The organism is Azoarcus sp. CIB (genome assembly GCF_001190925.1).
In the GTDB taxonomy this organism is placed as follows: Bacteria; Pseudomonadota; Gammaproteobacteria; order Burkholderiales; family Rhodocyclaceae; genus Aromatoleum.
The window spans coordinates 3332687-3349064 of record NZ_CP011072.1; the positions used below are offsets into that span (position 1 = coordinate 3332687).

Sequence of the window (16378 nt, forward strand, 5' to 3'; positions counted from 1 at the left end):
ATGCGCGTCACCCTCGTCCATCCCGCCGGTTTCAACTTCGTTCCCGGACAGCCCGATTTCTCGGTGCTGGCCAACCGCATGGCGCCGATCGGCGTCCTGTCGCTCGCCGCCTGGCTGGACAAACACGGTCACCAAACCGCCGTCCACGACTGCCTCGGCCCATTCGCACCGGCCGGCATCGACGCCAACGTCGACGTCATTCTCGCCACCAACCCCGAACTCGTCGGCTTCTCGGCGACGACCTCAGCATTCATGGACGCCGTCGACATGGCGGCGAGTATCCGGCGGCGGCGCCCGCACATCCGCATCGTGCTCGGCAACGTCCACGCCTCCTCGATCGGCGCGCCGCTGCTCGAACACTTCCCCGAGATCGACTACCTGTGCATCGGCGAGGGCGAAGGCCCCCTGCTCGACCTCGCCGACGGCAAGCCCCCCGCTGCGATCGACAATCTCGTGTGGCGCGACGGCCCGCGCATCGTCGCCAACCCGCGCCGGCCGCGCATCCTCGACCTCGACGAACTGCCCTTCCCCGCCTACGAAAAGCTCGCCGGCTTCCCCGCCGGCTACCACCTGCCGCTCTTCTCGTACGCGCAACGCCACGGCGCCACGATGATCACCTCGCGCGGCTGCCCCTACACCTGCTCGTTCTGCGACCGCACCGTGTTCGAGCGCCTCTACAAGGTCAACTCGGCCGCGTACATCTACGCGCACATGAAGCACCTGCGCGACAAGTTCGGCGTCCACCACATCAATTTCTACGACGACCTGTTCACCGCCAGCCGCAAGCGCGTCGACGAACTCTGCCGCCTGCTCATCGAAAAGCCGCTGGGCATGCAGTTCAACTGCGCCATCCGCACCGGCCACACCTCGGCAGAGATGCTTCACCAGCTCAAACGCGCCGGCGCGCTGATGGTCTCCCTCGGTATCGAATCGGCCGATCCGGCGATGATGGAACGCCACAAGGCCGGCGTCACCCTCGACGCAGTACGCGACACCGTCCGCAAGATCCACGCCGCGGGCCTGCGCGCCAAGGGCCTCTTCATCTTCGGCCTGCCCGGGGAGACCCCGCAGACGCTGCACGCGACCAGCGACTTCATCCTCTCGCTGGACCTCGACGAGATGAACATGACCAAGTTCAGCCCCATGTACGGCGCGCCGATCTGGGACGAATGCGCCGACGGCAGCAGCGGCGACTTCCGCGAAGACTGGCGCCTGATGAACTGCCTCAACTTCGTCTACCGCCCCGAAGGTTTCGCCTCGCGCGAAGAGATGGACGCCCTCTACAACTGGCACGTCCGCCGCTTCTACGACAGCAAGGGCTACCGCCGCCGCTTCGCCCGCCGCCTGTGGGAACACCGCTGGAGTCTTTGGCACCTGATCAGGAACCTCCCGCACGTGATCCAGGCAGCCCGCTACTTCAGCGCCAACCGCGCCCAGCTCGAAGCCGCCCGGCGCGACTTCCCCACGCACCCGCGCCAACCGGCGGGACTGAAGGCCCTGCTCGGCGCGGACCTGCAGGCCGACAAGGCGCGTTCCGCCGCCCCGATTGCCGTCGTGCGCAAGGAACCATCACCAACCGCCTGAGGCACGGCACGCGGTGCCGTCCAAGGATCGCACGGCCATGCTGCGCAGCAAGTTGTCATTGCCCCGCGCGGCGCATAAGATTGCCGGTCTGAACATCCCTCCAACGGCGTGCACACGCCCAGCCCGAGCAGGTCCCCGATGACCGAGGAAGCATTCGACCACGTCACCAGCCTGCAGATCCGGCTCACGGAACTCCGCAACGAGCACCGCGACCTCGATGACGCCATTTCGCGTCTGCAGGACTCCCCGCAGGAAGACGAACTGCTGCTGCGCCGCCTGAAGAAGCGCAAGCTCGCCCTCAAGGACCGCATTTCCGTCATCCAGCGCATGCTCGACCCCAACGAACTGGCGTAAGCCCCGCTCGCCCCGAGGACAGGAAACCGCACCGCCGATGACCCAACCCAAGACATTCGGACCTGAAACCCTCGCACTCCACGCGGGCCAGTCTCCCGACCCCGCCTTCGGCGCCCGCGCCGCCCCCATCTACTTCACCACCAGCTACGTCTTCCCCGACACCGACCACGCTGCGGCGCTGTTCAACCTTGAACGCCCCGGCCACGTCTATACGCGCATCTCCAACCCGACCAACGCGATGCTCGAAGAACGCATCGCCGCCCTCGAAGGCGGGGTTGGCGCGATCGCCGTCGCGAGCGGACAGGCCGCCCTGCACCTTGCGATCACCACGCTGATGGGCGCCGGTGGCCACATCGTAGCCTCGCACGCGCTGTACGGCGGCTCGCACAACCTGCTCGCTTACACGCTGCCGCGCTTCGGCATCACCACCACCTTCGTCGATCCGCACGATCCGGACGCCTGGCGCGCCGCCGTCCGTCCCGAGACGCGCCTCTTCTTCGGCGAATCGCTCGGCAATCCCGGCCTCGACGTGCTCGACATCCCCGCGGTCGCCGACATCGCGCACGCCCATCGCATCCCCCTGCTGGTCGACGCGACCCTCGTCACCCCCTGCCTGCAGCGCCCGCTCGCACTCGGCGCCGACCTCGTGCTGCACTCGGCGACCAAGTTCCTCGGCGGCCACGGCGTCGCGGTCGGCGGCCTGCTCGTCGACGGCGGGCGCTTCGACTGGGAAGCCTCCGGCCTCTTCCCGACGCTCACCGAACCCTACGACGGCTTCCACGGCATGGATTTCGCCGAGGAATCGCCCATCGCCGCTTTCCTGCTGCGCGCGCGGCGCGAGGGCCTGCGCGACTTCGGCGCCTGCCTGTCGCCGATGAACGCCTTCCAGATCCTGCAAGGCATGGAAACCCTGCCGCTGCGCATGCGCGCCCACGTCGCCAACGCGCGCAAGGTCGCGGAACACCTCGCGGCCCATCCGCTCGTCGCCCACGTCGCCTGGCCCGGCCTCGCCAGCCACCGTGACCACGCGCTCGCCGCCCGCCTGCTGCCCGACGGCGCCGGCTCGGTGTTGTCCTTCGAACTGAAAGGCGGCCGCGCCGCCGGCCGCGCCTTCATCGAAGGCCTGCGGGTGTTCTCCCATCTGGCCAACGTCGGCGACGCCAAGTCCCTCGTGATCCACCCGGCCAGCACCACCCATTTCCGCATGTCGGCGCAGGACCTCGCCGCCGCGGGCATCGGCGAGGGCACCGTGCGCCTGTCGGTCGGACTCGAAAGCGTCGATGACCTCATCGAAGACCTCAACCGCGGCCTCTACGCCGCCAGCCGTGTCGAGCAGGGTTAAGCCATGGAACTGAGCGTCAACGACACGCCCGCCTACCTCTACACCGGCGGCCGCCCCTTCGACCGACAGCAGCCTGTCGTCGTCCTGATCCACGGTGCCGGCCACGACCACAGCGTGTGGAACTACCAGGCCCGTCAGCTCGCACACCACGGCTTCGCCGTGCTCACCCCTGATCTCCCCGGCCACGGACGCTCGCAGGGCAGCGCGCTGCCCACCATCGAGGCCCTCGCGGACTGGGTCGAGGCCCTGCTCGACGCCGCGGGCGTCGTCCACGCCGCCCTCGCCGGCCACAGCATGGGTTCGCTCGTCGCCCTCCAGACGGCCGCGCAGGCGCCGGCGCGCATCTCGAAACTCATCCTGATCGGCAGCGTCGCACCGATGCCCGTCGCGCCACCGCTCCTCGAAGCCGCCGCAAACGCGCGCGCTGCCGCGCACGGGATGATCAACCAGTGGTCCTACACCCCCGCCTCGCAGCTCGGCGCGAGCCCCGTCCCCGGCGTTTCCCTCATCGGCCTCAACCAGCGCCTGATGGAACGCCAGCGCGAAGGCGTGCTCGCAAACGACCTCGCAGCATGCAATGCCTACCAGGGCGGCCTCGACGCCGCAGCGCGCATCGCCGTCCCGTGCGCGATGCTGTGCGGTGAACGCGACCAGATGACGCCCCGCAAGGCCGTCAAGCCCCTGCAGGAAGCGCTCGCCAAGGTTCCCGGCGGCGCGCGTATGATAGTGATCAAAGGCGCCGGTCATGCGATGATGGCCGAAGCGCCCGATGCGGTCGGCGATGCCATGCGAGGCTTCCTCACCAGCGCATAACACAACAACAGGGAAGCCCCGTTCGCTGCCGCACGACAAGACCCCCCAACAGGAGAGAGCCATGTCGCAGCAGAACGATACGGGTACGGCAGCGGAGGAACCAGTCTTTCCAACTGTCCGCGAAGTCGATGCGGGCGCCCCCCTGCGCTGGATCGGGCGCGGGATCGGCGACTTCCGTGCCTGTCCGATTCCCAGCCTGTTCTACGGCTTCTGCTTCGCGGCGATGGGCCTGCTCGTCACAATGGTGTTCGAGCACGCCTACGAATACACCGCCGCGATGACGTCAGGATTCCTGCTGCTCGGCCCCTTCCTCGCGATGGGCCTGTACGAGATCAGCCGCAGGCACGAAGAAGGACAGGCCTGCGCCCTGCTGCCGACGCTCACCGTGTGGCGGCGCAACGCCGGCAACATCGGCATCTTCGCGGTCGTCCTCGGCGTGGTCTTCCTCGTCTGGGCACGCGCTTCGCTGGTCATCTTCGCCCTCTTCTACACCAACGAACTCCCCAACCTCAGCGGCTTTCTCAACCAGCTCGTGACGCTCGAGAATCTCGAGTTCCTGCTCGTCTATTTCAGCGTCGGCCTGCTGTTCGCCTGCATCGTCTTCGCCGCGAGCGTGATCTCCGTCCCCCTCATGCTCGACCGCAACCAGGACGCCATATCCTCGATGCTCGCCAGCATCGGCGCACTCGCCCGCAACCCCGGCGCGATGATCGTGTGGGCCTCGCTCATAGTCATACTGACTATAATCGGATTCCTCAGCTTCCATCTCGGACTGGTGGTACTGATGCCCGTCGTCGGTCATGCCAGCTGGCACGCGTACCGCGACCTCGTCGCCCCCGTCGGCGACGCGCCGCCACCGACCGGCACCCCTTGAACAAGCCCCCTCGGACCACCGTCATGCACTCCGCTCAGGAACTTGTCGCCAACGTCATAACGCTCGCATCGCTGCCGACCGTATATCTGCGCATTCGCGATGAACTCGACGCGCCGACGGGGTCGGCCAGCAGCGTCGCCCATGCCATCAGCGCCGATCCCGCAATCGCCTCCAGCCTGCTGCGCCTTGCCAACAGCGCCTTCTACGGCTACGGCGGGAAGATCGACACCATCTCGCGCGCCGTGACGGTTCTCGGCATCCAGCAGGTGCACGACCTCGTGCTTGCCATATCGGTGAGCGGCGCCTTTTCCCTGTTCGCGCCCCGCCACCTCGACATGCCGCGCTTCTGGCGCGGAAGTGTCATGCGCGGCCTCGCTGCACGCGAAATCGGCCGAAACCAGGGCATGATCGGAGTCGAACGGCTGTTCGTCATCGGCATGCTGTCCGACATTGGCCATCTGGTGATGCACCAGACGGTGCCGGAACTCGCGCACGAAGCACGCACCATCGCGGCCGGCACCCGCGAACCGCTGCACGAAGCAGAACGCCGCATCGTCGGCTGCGACCACGCCGAAGTCGGCGCCGCGCTGATGGCACAGTGGCGCCTGCCGACGAGCTTCGTGGACATCATCGGTGCACAGACCGTGCCGCGCCTCGGCGGCGACTACGTCTACGAGGCAGCGATGGTGCACGTGGCCGCGCGCATTGCCGAAGCCGACCAGGAAAACGAATCGAGCACCGCCGCGGCAGAGCGCATGGACCCCACGATCTGGACCCTGCTCGAAATGGAACCGGTCAGCCTGCGCCGCATCCGTGAAAGCGCCGAACTCGACCTGGCGGGCTATACCGCGCTCTTCTTCCCGAACCTCGGCAACGAACGCGCACGCGCCTGAGCCGCCGCACGCCAGCGGTCCGGCTGCGGCACCTCGAACAACGCCCGGACAAATGGAAGGGCCGCCTCCACCGCTTCCTCCGCGAGCGCCGACAAACCCTCGCCCAGCTCGAAGCGGACAGCGCGCAGCCCCAGAATGAAGGCCGGGGGCGGTTCCGCCCCCTCGATGCGGCGGAACACGTCCAGCACCGCCGCAGGCGACAGCGCATGGGAAAAACTCGACACCGGCCCTTTCCCGTCGGCTTCGGCGAACTCGAAAGGCGCCTCCAGGCCGCAGGCGGCATCGATGAACAGCGCCACGTCGGCGCCGCGCAGCTCCAGCGCATGCTCGACCTGGAGCTGAAACTCGCACACCACCCGCGCACCCGCCGGCAGGTCGCCCTCGAGACCGTGCAATAACAACGGTCCCGCCGCATCGTCCCCGCGCGATTCGTTGCCGGTGACGAAAACGACCAGCCGGCCGGAATCAGTCACGCACCACCCGATCCACGACCTCCCCGCCGGCATCCGCCAGTTCCAGCACCAGCGGCATCTTGCCCAGCGCGTGGGTCGCACAGGACAGGCACGGATCGTAAGCCCGGATCGCCACCTCGATGTGGTTGAGCAAACCCTCCGTCAGCTTCCGCCCGTCCAGGTAGCGACGCGCGACCTCCCGCACCGCCGTGTTCATCGCCTGGTTGTTATGCGTCGTCGACACGATCAGGTTGCACATCGTGACGAGGTCGTCGTCACCGACCTGATAATGGTGGATCAGCGTTCCGCGCGGCGCCTCGATGATGCCGACCCCCTCGTTCCCGCGCTCGCCGTCCGCCAGCAGCGCGCCCTCCAGCAGGTCGCCGTCCCCCAGCAGATCGCGAATCACCTCCGCTGCATGCAGCATCTCGATCATCCGCGCCCAGTGATAGGCCAGCGTCGCCCTGACTGGTTCGCCCCTGCCGTGATCGATGAACTCGCGGCGCTCCGCCTCGGCCAGCGGAGTCGGAATGAAATCGCAGTTCTGCACCCGCGCGAGCGGCCCCACCTGGTACCACCCCTCGTCCGGCCCCAGCTGCTGCAGGTAAGGGAACTTCATGTAGCTCCAGGGCTTGACCTGCTCCCGGATGAGACTGCGGTAAGACTGGTCCGGCACCTTATCGACCAGGATCTTTCCGTCTGCATCGCGGAAGCGCAGCGCCCCGTGATACAGATCCATCGCCCCGTCGGCCCGCACCAGGCTCATCACGTTGGCGCGGAAGCGCCCGAACTCGTCGTACAGGGCGGGATCGGCCCGATGCAGCCGCTTCACCAGTTCGACCGCCGCGCGGCTCCACTCCACCATGTGGTCGATCTCCGCGCGCAGCGCGTCCCGGTCCTCCACCGCGAGATGCCGGTTCATCCCGCCGGGAACCGAGCCCGTACCGTGGATGCGCTTGCCGGCCGTCGCGCGGATCACCTCCTGCCCGAACTTGCGCAGCAGCACCCCCTGCCGCGCCACCTCCGGGTAAGCCGCGGCGACACCGACGATGTTGCGCTTGCCGACTTCGGACTCGAAGCCAAACAGCAGGTCCGGCGACGACAGGTGAAAGAAGTGCAGCGCATGCGATTGCAGGATCTGCCCGTAATGCATCAGGCGCCGCAGCTTCTCGGCCGAACGCGTGACCGGAATGCCCAACACGCGGTCCATCGCCTTCGACGCCGCAAGGTGATGGCTGACGGGACAGATGCCGCACAGGCGCTGCACCATCACCGGCACCTCCCAGTACGGGCGCCCCTGGATGAACACCTCGAAGCCGCGGAATTCCACGATATGGAGACGCGCCTCGCGAACATGGTCGTCGTCGTCGAGCAGCAGCGTCACCTTGCCGTGCCCTTCGACACGCGACACCGGGTCGATCACGACCCGGTGCAAATGCTCCCTGTCGGCAGCGGTTTCAAGCGACGAATCCATGCGAGACCTCAATCGAAACGCAACAAGGGATGCGCCAGGCGCGGCGTCCGACCGCCGATCAGGTCGGTCAGGAACTTCCAGATCGCTTCGCCCGACGGCGGACATCCCGGTATGAAGTAATCGACCCGCACCACCTCGTGAATCGGGTGAACCCGGTCGAGCAGCAGCGGCAGTTCGGGATCGTCCGGAACGCCCCCCTCCTCGATGCCGTCGCGCCCCACGTACACCTGCTGCAGGCAGTCGCCGAGATCGAGATGATTGCGCTGCGCCGGCAGACCGCCATTGATCGCGCACGCGCCGATCGCGACCAGCGTCTTGCAGTTGCGGCGGAACTCGCGCAGCACATGCACATTCTCGGCATTGCACACGCCCCCCTCGATCAGGCCGATGTCGCAGGGTCCGCAATGCTTGATGTCGGTCAGCGGCGAGCGGTCGAACTCCACGATCTTCGCCAACTCGAGCAGGCGCTCGTCCATGTCGAGGAAGGACATGTGGCAGCCGAAACATCCCGCCAGCGAGGTCGTCGCAACACGCACGCGGGGCATACCGATGCTGTCGCTCATTCGCCCTTCTCCATCGCAACGATGCTGATCGAGGCTTCGTCGTACTTGCGCTCGCCGATCGGCACCGCGAAGCCCACCCGCTTGTGCAAGATCACGCCGACCGGGCAGATGTTCGCAGCCCGGTCGCTCACGGCGAAGTCTGTATCGGCAAGCCGCCCCGACTCCGCATTCACGACCAGATGCTTACCAATGCCGCGACCGGTCAGCGCGAACACGCCCTTGTGATCCACATCCCGCGACGCCCGCACGCACAACTCACAGAAGATGCAGCGATTGAAATCCAGCAGCACGTCCGGATGCGACGCGTCCACCGGGCGGTCCGGGTAGAAATGCGCGAAGCGCGCGCTGCTCATGTCCAGCTCGTAGGCCAGTGCCTGCAACTGGCAGTTGCCGCTCTTCTCGCACGAAGGACAGAAATGGTTGCCCTCCACGAACAGCATCTGCAACAACGCGCGCCGTTCGCCGTTGATCTCCGGCGTGTTGCTTTCCACCTCCATTCCGTCCCGCGCCGGCAACGCGCAGGACGAAACGTGGCGCCCGCCGACCTTCACGATGCACAGCTTGCACGAGCCGTGCGGCGGAAAATCCGGGTGCCAGCACAGGTGAGGAATATAGTGCCCGGCCGCGCGTGCGGCCTGGAGTATCGTCTGGCCTTCCTCGAACGGCACCGGCCGCCCGTCGAACAGGAACTTCCCGCCCATCGCTAAACCTCCTCCCGCCAATCCAGGTGCGCAGCCGGATCGTCACGACCGGTCATGCGGCGCGCCGTTTCGAGCGCCGCATCGAGGTCGAACGCCGGCTTGAAGTCGAGCGACACGAGCCGCCGCTCGTAGGCCGGCCGGAACTTGATCAGCGTGTCGATCACCGGATTCGGTGCGCTCGACCCAAGCCCGCAATGGCTCGCATTCTTCAGCAGCCGGTCCAGCCATTCAATGTCGGCCAGATCCATCTTCGCCCCCTTCCCGCTCGCGAGCTTGTCCATGTAGCCCTTGAGCAAGGCCGTCCCGACGCGGCACGGCGTGCAGAATCCGCAACTCTCGTGCGCGAAGAAATGCACGAAATTGCGTGCCATCTCGAACGGGTCGCGGCGGCCATCGAAGACCATGAAGGCTCCAGCCGTCGGTACGTCCTCGAACGCGATACGCCGATGGAACTCGTGCCCCGCGATCGTCACGCCCGACGCGCCGCCCACCTGCACGACCTGCGGATCGTGCGCGCCGCAGTCCTCGAGCACGTGCTCGATCGTCACGCCGAAGGGATACTCATACACCCCGGGATACGCACAGTCTCCCGAGATCGAAAGAAGTTTCGTGCCCGTCGACTGCGGCGTGCCCGTTGCCGCGAACGCCGAACCGCCCTGCAGTGCGATCAGCGTGGTTTTCGCCAGCGTCTCGACGTTGTTCACCACCGTCGGACGTCCGAGATAGCCGTGCGTGACCGGGAACGGCGGCCTGATCCGCGGCGTGCCGCGCTTGCCTTCGAGCGATTCGAGCAAGGCCGTTTCCTCGCCGCACACGTAGGCCCCGGCGCCCAGATGGATGTCGATATCGAAGTCGAATCCCCCTTCGCCGAGGATCCGCGCTCCCAGAAGCCCCGCCGCGCGACGCAGCGCCAGTACCGCCCGCAGATGCTTCAGCAGATAGCGATACTCGCCCCGCAGGTACAGCAAGCCCTGCCGCGCGCCCGTCGCCCACGCCGCGAGGGTCATCCCCTCGAAGATGCGCTCCGCCTGGCTCGCGAGCAGCACGCGATCCTTGAACGTGCCCGGTTCGCCTTCGTCCGCGTTGCACACCACCACCTTGTCGGCACCCGGTGCATCGCGACAGGCCATCCATTTCACCGCTGTCGTGAAGCCCGCCCCGCCACGCCCGCGCAACCCGGAAATGCGCATTTCCTCGAGCCAGCCCTGCCGCCCGCGCGCCATTGCCGCCTGCAGCGCAGCACCGGGAACGAAGTCCTCCCCGAGCAACGCCCCCCGCCGGCGGATGTTGTCCTCGACGCAAAAATACTCTGCGGGCCACTCGGCCAAAGGCGTGCCGGCGCGCACCAGCGATGCGATGCGCTCGACTCGCGCCTCGTCGAGTCGCGTCACGGCAAGCCCATTGACCAGGATCGCCGGCCCCTGATCGCCCATACCCGTACATGACGTGGTGTCGACGCTCGCCGCCCCGCCTGCCGACACATCTCCCGGCGCCACCTCCAGCTGGCGGCAGAGGCTCTCCATCAGCCCGCGGCTGCCCAGCATCCGGTCGATGATGTTGTCGGAAAAAAGGATGCGGTAACGCCCGACAGGCTCCGCGTACAGGAAACTGTAGAACCCGGCCACACCTTCCACGCGTGAACGCGGCAAGTCGAGCAGGTCCGCAATCCGCGTCAGCGACGCCGCCGGCAAATGGCCGATTCCGTCCTGCGTTTCAATAAGAATCTGCAGCAGTTGCGAAGGTTCTCGCCGGTGGCGCTCGACCGCCTGTGCTGCTATCCGCTCGGCATCTTGCATGGGCAAACTCCGGAGCATGCTCTATGCAAGAAGTTTAGCAGCAAGTGATGCTGCAGTGCGTCGCAGGGAAGGACACAAATATTTCTGCCCCCGCCTGCGGGACGGCCATCGCCCGACGCATCCGGACACTGCGCCGAAACCCTTTGCGGGCGCGACTTTCAGCGCCGAGAGCCATCCAAATGAGCTACTAGATATAGTAATCACCCCGCACTTGACATACCGCAATAACTCTTAACGCCTTGTTTTTACGTGCTTTTATTTTTTTGCAAAATCGAACATGGCGAGCTATTCTTCACGCCGAAACACACACCATCGAACGGACTCACACACGGACTCAAAAAGACCATGAGCACGACGATCAATTCGCAGGCCAAAGGCAAGGCCGACGCCTCGACGCTCGCCCCGCAGGAAATCTCGGGCGAAGTTCTCATCGAAAAATATGCCAAGGACGACGAGCAGAGCGTCACCGAAGTCCGCGCGCGAGTAGCGCGGGCCCTCGCTGCCGTCGAGGCCGAAGAAAAGCGCGCCCACTGGGAAGCGAAGTTCCTCGAAGCCCAGGAAAAAGGCTTCGTCCCCGCAGGCCGCATCAACAGCGCCGCCGGCACCAAGCTGCAGGCAACCCTGATCAACTGCTTTGTCCAGCCGGTCGGCGATTCCGTCTCGGAAGCCGTCGACGGCCGCCCCGGCATCTACACCGCGCTTGCCCAAGCCGCCGAGACGATGCGCCGCGGCGGCGGCGTCGGCTACGACTTCTCCAGCATCCGTCCGAAGGGCGCCCTCGTGAAGGGCACCCTGTCCAACGCGTCCGGCCCCGTATCCTACATGCGCGTCTTCGACCGCTCGTGCGAAACGGTCGAGTCCGCCGGCGCGCGCCGCGGAGCCCAGATGGGCGTGCTGCGCTGCGATCACCCCGACATCGAGGAGTTCATCCACGCCAAGGACCACGGTGACCTGACGAACTTCAACATCTCCGTCGGCGTCACCGATGCCTTCATGGAGGCCGTTGACACCGACACCGATGTCGAGCTCGCGCACAAGGCAGAACCGATCGACGACCTCAAGGCCGCCGGCGCCTACCAGCGCGATGACGGCCTGTGGGTGTACCGCAAGCTGCGCGCGCGCGAGTTGTGGGACCAGATCATGCGATCGACCTACGACCATGCAGAGCCGGGCATCCTGTTCCTCGACCGCATGAACCAGGACAACAACCTGTACTACTGCGAAACCATCGAGGCAACCAACCCCTGCGCCGAGCAACCCCTCCCTCCCTACGGCTGCTGCGACCTCGGCTCGATCAACCTCACGCCCTTCGTGAAGAACGCCTTCACCGACAAAGCGGACTTCGACTACGCGGCTTTCGGCAAGGTCGTCGACGTCGCCATCCGCATGCTCGACAACGTGCTCGACGTCACGCACTGGCCGCTCGAGCAGCAGGAGAACGAGGCACAGTCCAAGCGCCGCGTCGGCCTCGGCTTCACCGGCCTCGGCGACGCCCTGATCATGCTCGGCAAGCGTTACGACAGCCCCGAGGCCCGCACCGTCGCCGCGAAGATCTCCGAATACATGCGTGATCGCGCCTACCTCGCTTCGGTCGAGCTGGCCAAAGAACGTGGCGCCTTCCCGCTGTTCAACGCCGATCTCTACCTGTCCGGCGGCAACTTCGCTTCGCGCCTGCCGTCCGAGGTCAAGGACAAGATCCGCAAGCACGGCCTGCGCAACTCGCACCTGCTGTCGATCGCCCCGACCGGCACGATCTCGCTCGCCTTCGCGGACAACGCGTCGAACGGCATCGAACCGCCCTTCTCCTACACCTACACCCGGCGCAAGCGCATGGCCGACGGCACCTACAAGGAATACGCCGTCGAAGACTACGCATGGCGCCTGTACAAGCACCTCGGCGGCAACGTCGCGAGCCTTCCGTCCTACTTCGTCACCGCGCTCGAAATCTCCGCGCAGGCCCACAAGGACATGGTCGCCGCGGTCGCACCGTTCGTCGACACCTCGATCTCCAAGACCGTAAACGTCCCCGAGGACTACCCCTACACCGAGTTCGAGGACCTCTACCTCTCCGCCTGGAAGGCCGGCCTCAAGGGACTTGCGACCTATCGTCCCAACTCCGTCTTGGGCTCCGTGCTCTCCGTGACCCCATCGTCCGAGCAGAAGCAGCCGCAAGACGTCGAGCTTTCCGGCCCGAACAAGCGTCTGTCGATCAACAGCCTGCCCGCCCCCGTCCTCTCCAGCCTGCGCTGGCCCGGCCGCCCCGAGCTGCCGGACGGCAACATGGCCTGGACCTACATGCTCGGCACTCCGACCGGCGACTTTGCCCTCTTCGTCGGCCAGGTCGGCAATAACGGCGGCTCCTTCCCGTTCGAAGTGTGGGTCAACGGCGCAGACCAGCCGCGCGGCCTCGGCGCCGTCGCCAAGACCTTGTCGATGGACATGCGCGCAAACGACCGCGGCTGGCTGAAGCTCAAGCTCGAAACCCTGGCCCGCACGATCGGCGAAAAATCCTTCGAGATGCCCTTCCCGCCGCACGGCGAGAAAACCATGTTCCCCGGCGTGGTCTCCGCTTTCGCCCAGGTGGTGCGCTACCGCTGCGAGAAGCTCGGTGCCCTCGAGGTGAATGACACCCCGACCCCGGTGCTCGACACCCTCTTCAGCCTGCAGGAACCCAAGACCGGCACCGACGGCACGCTGTCCTGGACCGTCGATATCGCCAACCCCGCCACTGCAGAAGACTTCGTCCTCGGTCTGAAGGAAATCACCCTGCCCGACGGCGTCACGCGCCCGTACTCGGTATGGCTGTCCGGCAACTATCCGCGCGCACTCGACGGCCTTACCCGCATCCTGTCGCTCGACATGCGCGTCATGGATCCGGCCTGGATCGGCATGAAGCTGCGCAAGCTGCTCAACTACCCCGAGCCGCTGGGCGACTTCATGGCCTTCGTCCCGGGCACCCGCCGCCAGCAGAACTACCCGAGCACCGTGGCCTACATGGCACAACTCATCATCCACCGCTATGCGATGCTCGGCGTGCTCGATGAGCAAGGCTATCCGGTACGCGAGATGGGCATTCTCGAAGCCCCGCGCGAGAACAGCGATCCGAAGGTCATGCAGGGCGGGCTCTGCTCCGAATGCGGCAACCACTCCGTGATCCGCAAGGACGGCTGCGACTTCTGCACCGCATGCGGCGCGGTCGGCACCTGCGGCTGACCGGCACCCAAGCGTCCTCGCGGAGGCTCAAAAAAAACGCGAACCACAAGGTTCGCGTTTTTTTGCCGCCGACCTATCCAACCCTGCCGGCACGTTCCCGCTCATGTCGCGATTTTGGCCACCGAGCCAGACCTCGACCCAGCCTGGTGCGGCTACGGCGCTGAAGCTGAAATTACGACTCCAAGTGCGGGCAAGGCCCGGAACAAGGCCGTGATCGTCTTCGCATCGGTAATCACGCCCTCCATCACCGCACGAATCGCCTCATCGACCGAGTACGTCAGGACTTCGAGGAATTCGCCATCATCGAGCGCGTCGCCTACGTGGGTCAGATCACGGGCCAGGAATATCTCGATGCGCTCATCCGAGTAACCGATACACGGGTGCATGACGCCGAGGTACAGCCAAGCACCGGCGTCGTAGCCCGTCTCCTCGCGCAACTCACGTCGGGCACAAGCAAGCAGGTCCTCACCCGCATCGATCTTGCCCGCGGGCAATTCGAGGAAAGCACGACGCAGGGGATAACGGAACTGCCGTTCAAACAGAAGGCGACCGTCAGGCAGAACTGCGACGACAACGACGGCCCCCGGGTGGGTGATGTATTCCCGGACCGATTCGCTGCCATCCGGAAGCGCAACCCGGTCCCGACGGACCTTCAACAGGACGCCGTCGTAGACCGGGAGGGATTCGAGTGGACTCTCTTCGAGCGGATCCGTCTCAGAGGGAGGCAAGGAGCGCATAGGCGCAGAGCGACATCAAGCCCTGTGGCAGCAGGCCGAGGACGGCGATCGCGAGACCATTCGCGGACAACAGGAAACGTACCTCGCCCTGAGCACGGATCGGCGTACTGTCGACCGGTTCGTCGAAGTACATGATCTTCACGACGCGCAGGTAGTAGAACGCGCCAATCACCGACATCATGACAGCCAGGACCGCCAGCCAGACATGGCCCGCGGCGACCACGGCCTGCAGCACCGAAAGCTTGGCGAAGAAACCGATGAAGAAGGGGATACCCGCCATCGAGAACATCACGATCATCATCAGCGCCGCAAACCACGAATTGCGCTTGTTCAAGCCCTTGAAGTCGTCGATGTTCTCGGCCTCGAAGCCTGCACGTGACAGCAGGATCACCATGCCGAACGATGCGAGGCTCATGATCACGTAGGACACCGCATAGAACATCGCCGAGCTGTAAGCGTTGAGCGCGAAGTTGCGATCACCGTCGACCACCCCCGCGAGCAGGCCGAGCAGCACGAAACCCATGTGCGAGATACCCGAGTAGGCAAGCATGCGCTTGATGTTCGTCTGGGCGATCGCTGCCAGATTGCCGAGCACGATCGAAAGCACCGAGAGGAACATCAGCATCGTCTGCCACTGGTCCGCCAGTTCGAACAGACCGTAGACCAGCAGGCGCATCGTGATCGCGAAGGCGGCGAGCTTGGGCGCAGCCGAAATCATCAGCGTCACGGCCGTCGGTGCGCCCTGATAGACGTCGGGCACCCACATGTGAAACGGGACCACGCCCAGCTTGAATGCGAGTCCGGCGACGATGAACACCAGACCGAACACCAGCACCGTCTTGTTGGCGGCCTGATGGTAGATCGACTGCGCAATGCCCGACAGCTCAAGGCTGCCCGTCGCGCCGTAGATCATCGACATGCCGTAGAGCAGGAGACCGGAGGCCAGCGCACCGAGCACGAAGTACTTCATCGCTGCCTCGGTCGCACGCGGCGAGTCGCGATCGAAGGCAACCATCCCGTACAGGGACAGAGACATCATCTCGAGGCCCATGTACAGCGACAGCATGTGATTCGCGCTGATCATCACCATCATGCCGAGGCTCATCAGGAGCGACAGCAGGTAATACTCGGGGCGATCCATCTTGCGGTCGGCAAGGTAACCGCGACCGTACAGCAGCGCGATCGCAACCGCCAGCAGCGAAAACACCTTGAGCAGACCGCCGAGCATGTCGCCGATGAACATGCCGCTGAAAGTCGCAACCACCTCGTTCGCCGCGTAGCCCTCGGCAAGGCTCATCAGTACCTCGGCGAGTCGAACACCAAACAGGGGTACCTCGGAGACCACCGCCGCAACGGCCGCGAGGAGGTTGGGACTCACGAGCACGCTGACCAGTGCAGCAAACACCAGCGTAAGTTGAGTGAGCCCGTAAGCGAGATCGCTGGCCACGCGCCGCGCAAAGGTGGAAGCCAACATGATCACCAGCGCCATCACGGCGACGAGAATCTCTGCCGCGGCGGGGTAAAAGTCGGGAATGACGAAATTCATCTTCTGACCAATCCGAAAAAGTGTCTCGCCCGCTCG

Annotated in this window: 14 protein-coding genes; 7 read left to right on the top strand and 7 right to left on the bottom strand. The window is 65.5% G+C overall.

The genetic code is table 11. From position 1 onward, the window contains the following. The 6 genes from AzCIB_RS14740 to AzCIB_RS14765 all read left to right on the top strand — a co-directional run bounded on the left by AzCIB_RS14740 (position 1) and on the right by AzCIB_RS14765 (position 5860). The gene (locus AzCIB_RS14740) at positions 1–1584 is read left to right on the top strand and encodes a B12-binding domain-containing radical SAM protein (RefSeq protein ID WP_050416592.1); all 1584 of its coding nucleotides are present in this window, start codon (positions 1–3) and stop codon (positions 1582–1584) included. A gap of 138 nt (positions 1585–1722) precedes the next feature. Next, positions 1723–1938 (top strand): DUF465 domain-containing protein, encoded by a 216-nt coding sequence (locus AzCIB_RS14745; protein ID WP_050416593.1) that lies wholly within the window; start codon positions 1723–1725, stop codon positions 1936–1938. A gap of 37 nt (positions 1939–1975) precedes the next feature. Further along, positions 1976–3280 carry an O-acetylhomoserine aminocarboxypropyltransferase gene (locus AzCIB_RS14750; protein WP_050416594.1) on the top strand — a complete coding sequence of 435 codons (1305 nt, stop codon included), beginning with the start codon at positions 1976–1978 and terminating at the stop codon, positions 3278–3280. 3 nt (positions 3281–3283) lie between these two features. Then, positions 3284–4093 (top strand): alpha/beta fold hydrolase, encoded by an 810-nt coding sequence (locus AzCIB_RS14755; RefSeq protein ID WP_050416595.1) that lies wholly within the window; start codon positions 3284–3286, stop codon positions 4091–4093. A 61-nt stretch (positions 4094–4154) separates the two neighbouring features. Beyond that, entirely contained in the window at positions 4155–4967 is an 813-nt protein-coding gene (locus AzCIB_RS14760) for a DUF2189 domain-containing protein (RefSeq protein ID WP_050416596.1), read from the top strand. Positions 4968–4990: 23 nt separating this feature from the next. Further along, complete coding sequence (locus AzCIB_RS14765) at positions 4991–5860, top strand: HDOD domain-containing protein (RefSeq protein WP_050416597.1); 870 nt, start codon at positions 4991–4993, stop codon at positions 5858–5860. Here the strand turns inward: AzCIB_RS14765 and AzCIB_RS14770 are convergent. The 5 genes from AzCIB_RS14770 to AzCIB_RS14790 are packed head-to-tail and all read right to left on the bottom strand — an operon-like array spanning position 5809 to position 10846. Beyond that, complete coding sequence (locus tag AzCIB_RS14770; RefSeq protein ID WP_050416598.1) at positions 5809–6333, bottom strand: hydrogenase maturation protease; 525 nt, start codon at positions 6331–6333, stop codon at positions 5809–5811. The two genes, AzCIB_RS14765 and AzCIB_RS14770, sit on opposite strands and share 52 nt — an antisense overlap. Beyond that, the gene (locus AzCIB_RS14775; RefSeq protein ID WP_050416599.1) at positions 6326–7786 is read right to left on the bottom strand and encodes a Ni/Fe hydrogenase subunit alpha; all 1461 of its coding nucleotides are present in this window, start codon (positions 7784–7786) and stop codon (positions 6326–6328) included. The genes AzCIB_RS14770 and AzCIB_RS14775 overlap by 8 nt, the downstream gene beginning before the upstream one ends. Positions 7787–7794: 8 nt before the next feature. After that, complete coding sequence (locus AzCIB_RS14780; RefSeq protein ID WP_050416600.1) at positions 7795–8349, bottom strand: NADH-quinone oxidoreductase subunit B family protein; 555 nt, start codon at positions 8347–8349, stop codon at positions 7795–7797. Next, positions 8346–9050, bottom strand: a complete 705-nt coding sequence (locus AzCIB_RS14785; RefSeq protein WP_050416601.1) for a 2Fe-2S iron-sulfur cluster-binding protein — start codon at positions 9048–9050, stop codon at positions 8346–8348. Before AzCIB_RS14785 ends, AzCIB_RS14780 begins: the two co-directional genes overlap by 4 nt. Before the next feature lie 2 nt (positions 9051–9052). Next, entirely contained in the window at positions 9053–10846 is a 1794-nt protein-coding gene (locus AzCIB_RS14790; RefSeq protein WP_050416602.1) for an NAD(P)H-dependent oxidoreductase subunit E, read from the bottom strand. A gap of 345 nt (positions 10847–11191) precedes the next feature. Here AzCIB_RS14790 and AzCIB_RS14795 point away from each other — a divergent pair, with 345 nt between their 5' ends. Further along, positions 11192–14059 carry an adenosylcobalamin-dependent ribonucleoside-diphosphate reductase gene (locus tag AzCIB_RS14795; protein ID WP_050416603.1) on the top strand — a complete coding sequence of 956 codons (2868 nt, stop codon included), beginning with the start codon at positions 11192–11194 and terminating at the stop codon, positions 14057–14059. A 152-nt stretch (positions 14060–14211) separates the two neighbouring features. On the opposite strand, the gene AzCIB_RS14800 is transcribed toward AzCIB_RS14795, so the two are convergent. Together AzCIB_RS14800 and nuoN are read right to left on the bottom strand one after the other, a co-directional pair. Further along, complete coding sequence (locus AzCIB_RS14800; protein ID WP_050416604.1) at positions 14212–14796, bottom strand: NUDIX domain-containing protein; 585 nt, start codon at positions 14794–14796, stop codon at positions 14212–14214. Then, the gene (gene nuoN / locus AzCIB_RS14805) at positions 14774–16342 is read right to left on the bottom strand and encodes an NADH-quinone oxidoreductase subunit NuoN (RefSeq protein WP_050416605.1); all 1569 of its coding nucleotides are present in this window, start codon (positions 16340–16342) and stop codon (positions 14774–14776) included. The genes AzCIB_RS14800 and nuoN overlap by 23 nt, the downstream gene beginning before the upstream one ends. Between the last annotated feature and the right edge of the window lie 36 nt (positions 16343–16378).

Bases quoted from the DNA above. Each gene is read 5' to 3' on its own strand.
- nuoN (WP_050416605.1), bottom strand. From the start codon at position 16,342: ATGAATTTCGTCATTCCCGACTTTTACCCCGCCGCGGCAGAGATTCTC.
- AzCIB_RS14800 (WP_050416604.1), bottom strand. From the start codon at position 14,796: ATGCGCTCCTTGCCTCCCTCTGAGACGGATCCGCTCGAAGAGAGTCCA.
- AzCIB_RS14750 (WP_050416594.1), top strand. From the start codon at position 1,976: ATGACCCAACCCAAGACATTCGGACCTGAAACCCTCGCACTCCACGCG.
- AzCIB_RS14780 (WP_050416600.1), bottom strand. From the start codon at position 8,349: ATGAGCGACAGCATCGGTATGCCCCGCGTGCGTGTTGCGACGACCTCG.
- AzCIB_RS14745 (WP_050416593.1), top strand. From the start codon at position 1,723: ATGACCGAGGAAGCATTCGACCACGTCACCAGCCTGCAGATCCGGCTC.
- AzCIB_RS14760 (WP_050416596.1), top strand. From the start codon at position 4,155: ATGTCGCAGCAGAACGATACGGGTACGGCAGCGGAGGAACCAGTCTTT.
- AzCIB_RS14785 (WP_050416601.1), bottom strand. From the start codon at position 9,050: ATGGGCGGGAAGTTCCTGTTCGACGGGCGGCCGGTGCCGTTCGAGGAA.
- AzCIB_RS14790 (WP_050416602.1), bottom strand. From the start codon at position 10,846: ATGCAAGATGCCGAGCGGATAGCAGCACAGGCGGTCGAGCGCCACCGG.
- AzCIB_RS14765 (WP_050416597.1), top strand. From the start codon at position 4,991: ATGCACTCCGCTCAGGAACTTGTCGCCAACGTCATAACGCTCGCATCG.
- AzCIB_RS14740 (WP_050416592.1), top strand. From the start codon at position 1: ATGCGCGTCACCCTCGTCCATCCCGCCGGTTTCAACTTCGTTCCCGGA.
- AzCIB_RS14775 (WP_050416599.1), bottom strand. From the start codon at position 7,786: ATGGATTCGTCGCTTGAAACCGCTGCCGACAGGGAGCATTTGCACCGG.
- AzCIB_RS14755 (WP_050416595.1), top strand. From the start codon at position 3,284: ATGGAACTGAGCGTCAACGACACGCCCGCCTACCTCTACACCGGCGGC.
- AzCIB_RS14795 (WP_050416603.1), top strand. From the start codon at position 11,192: ATGAGCACGACGATCAATTCGCAGGCCAAAGGCAAGGCCGACGCCTCG.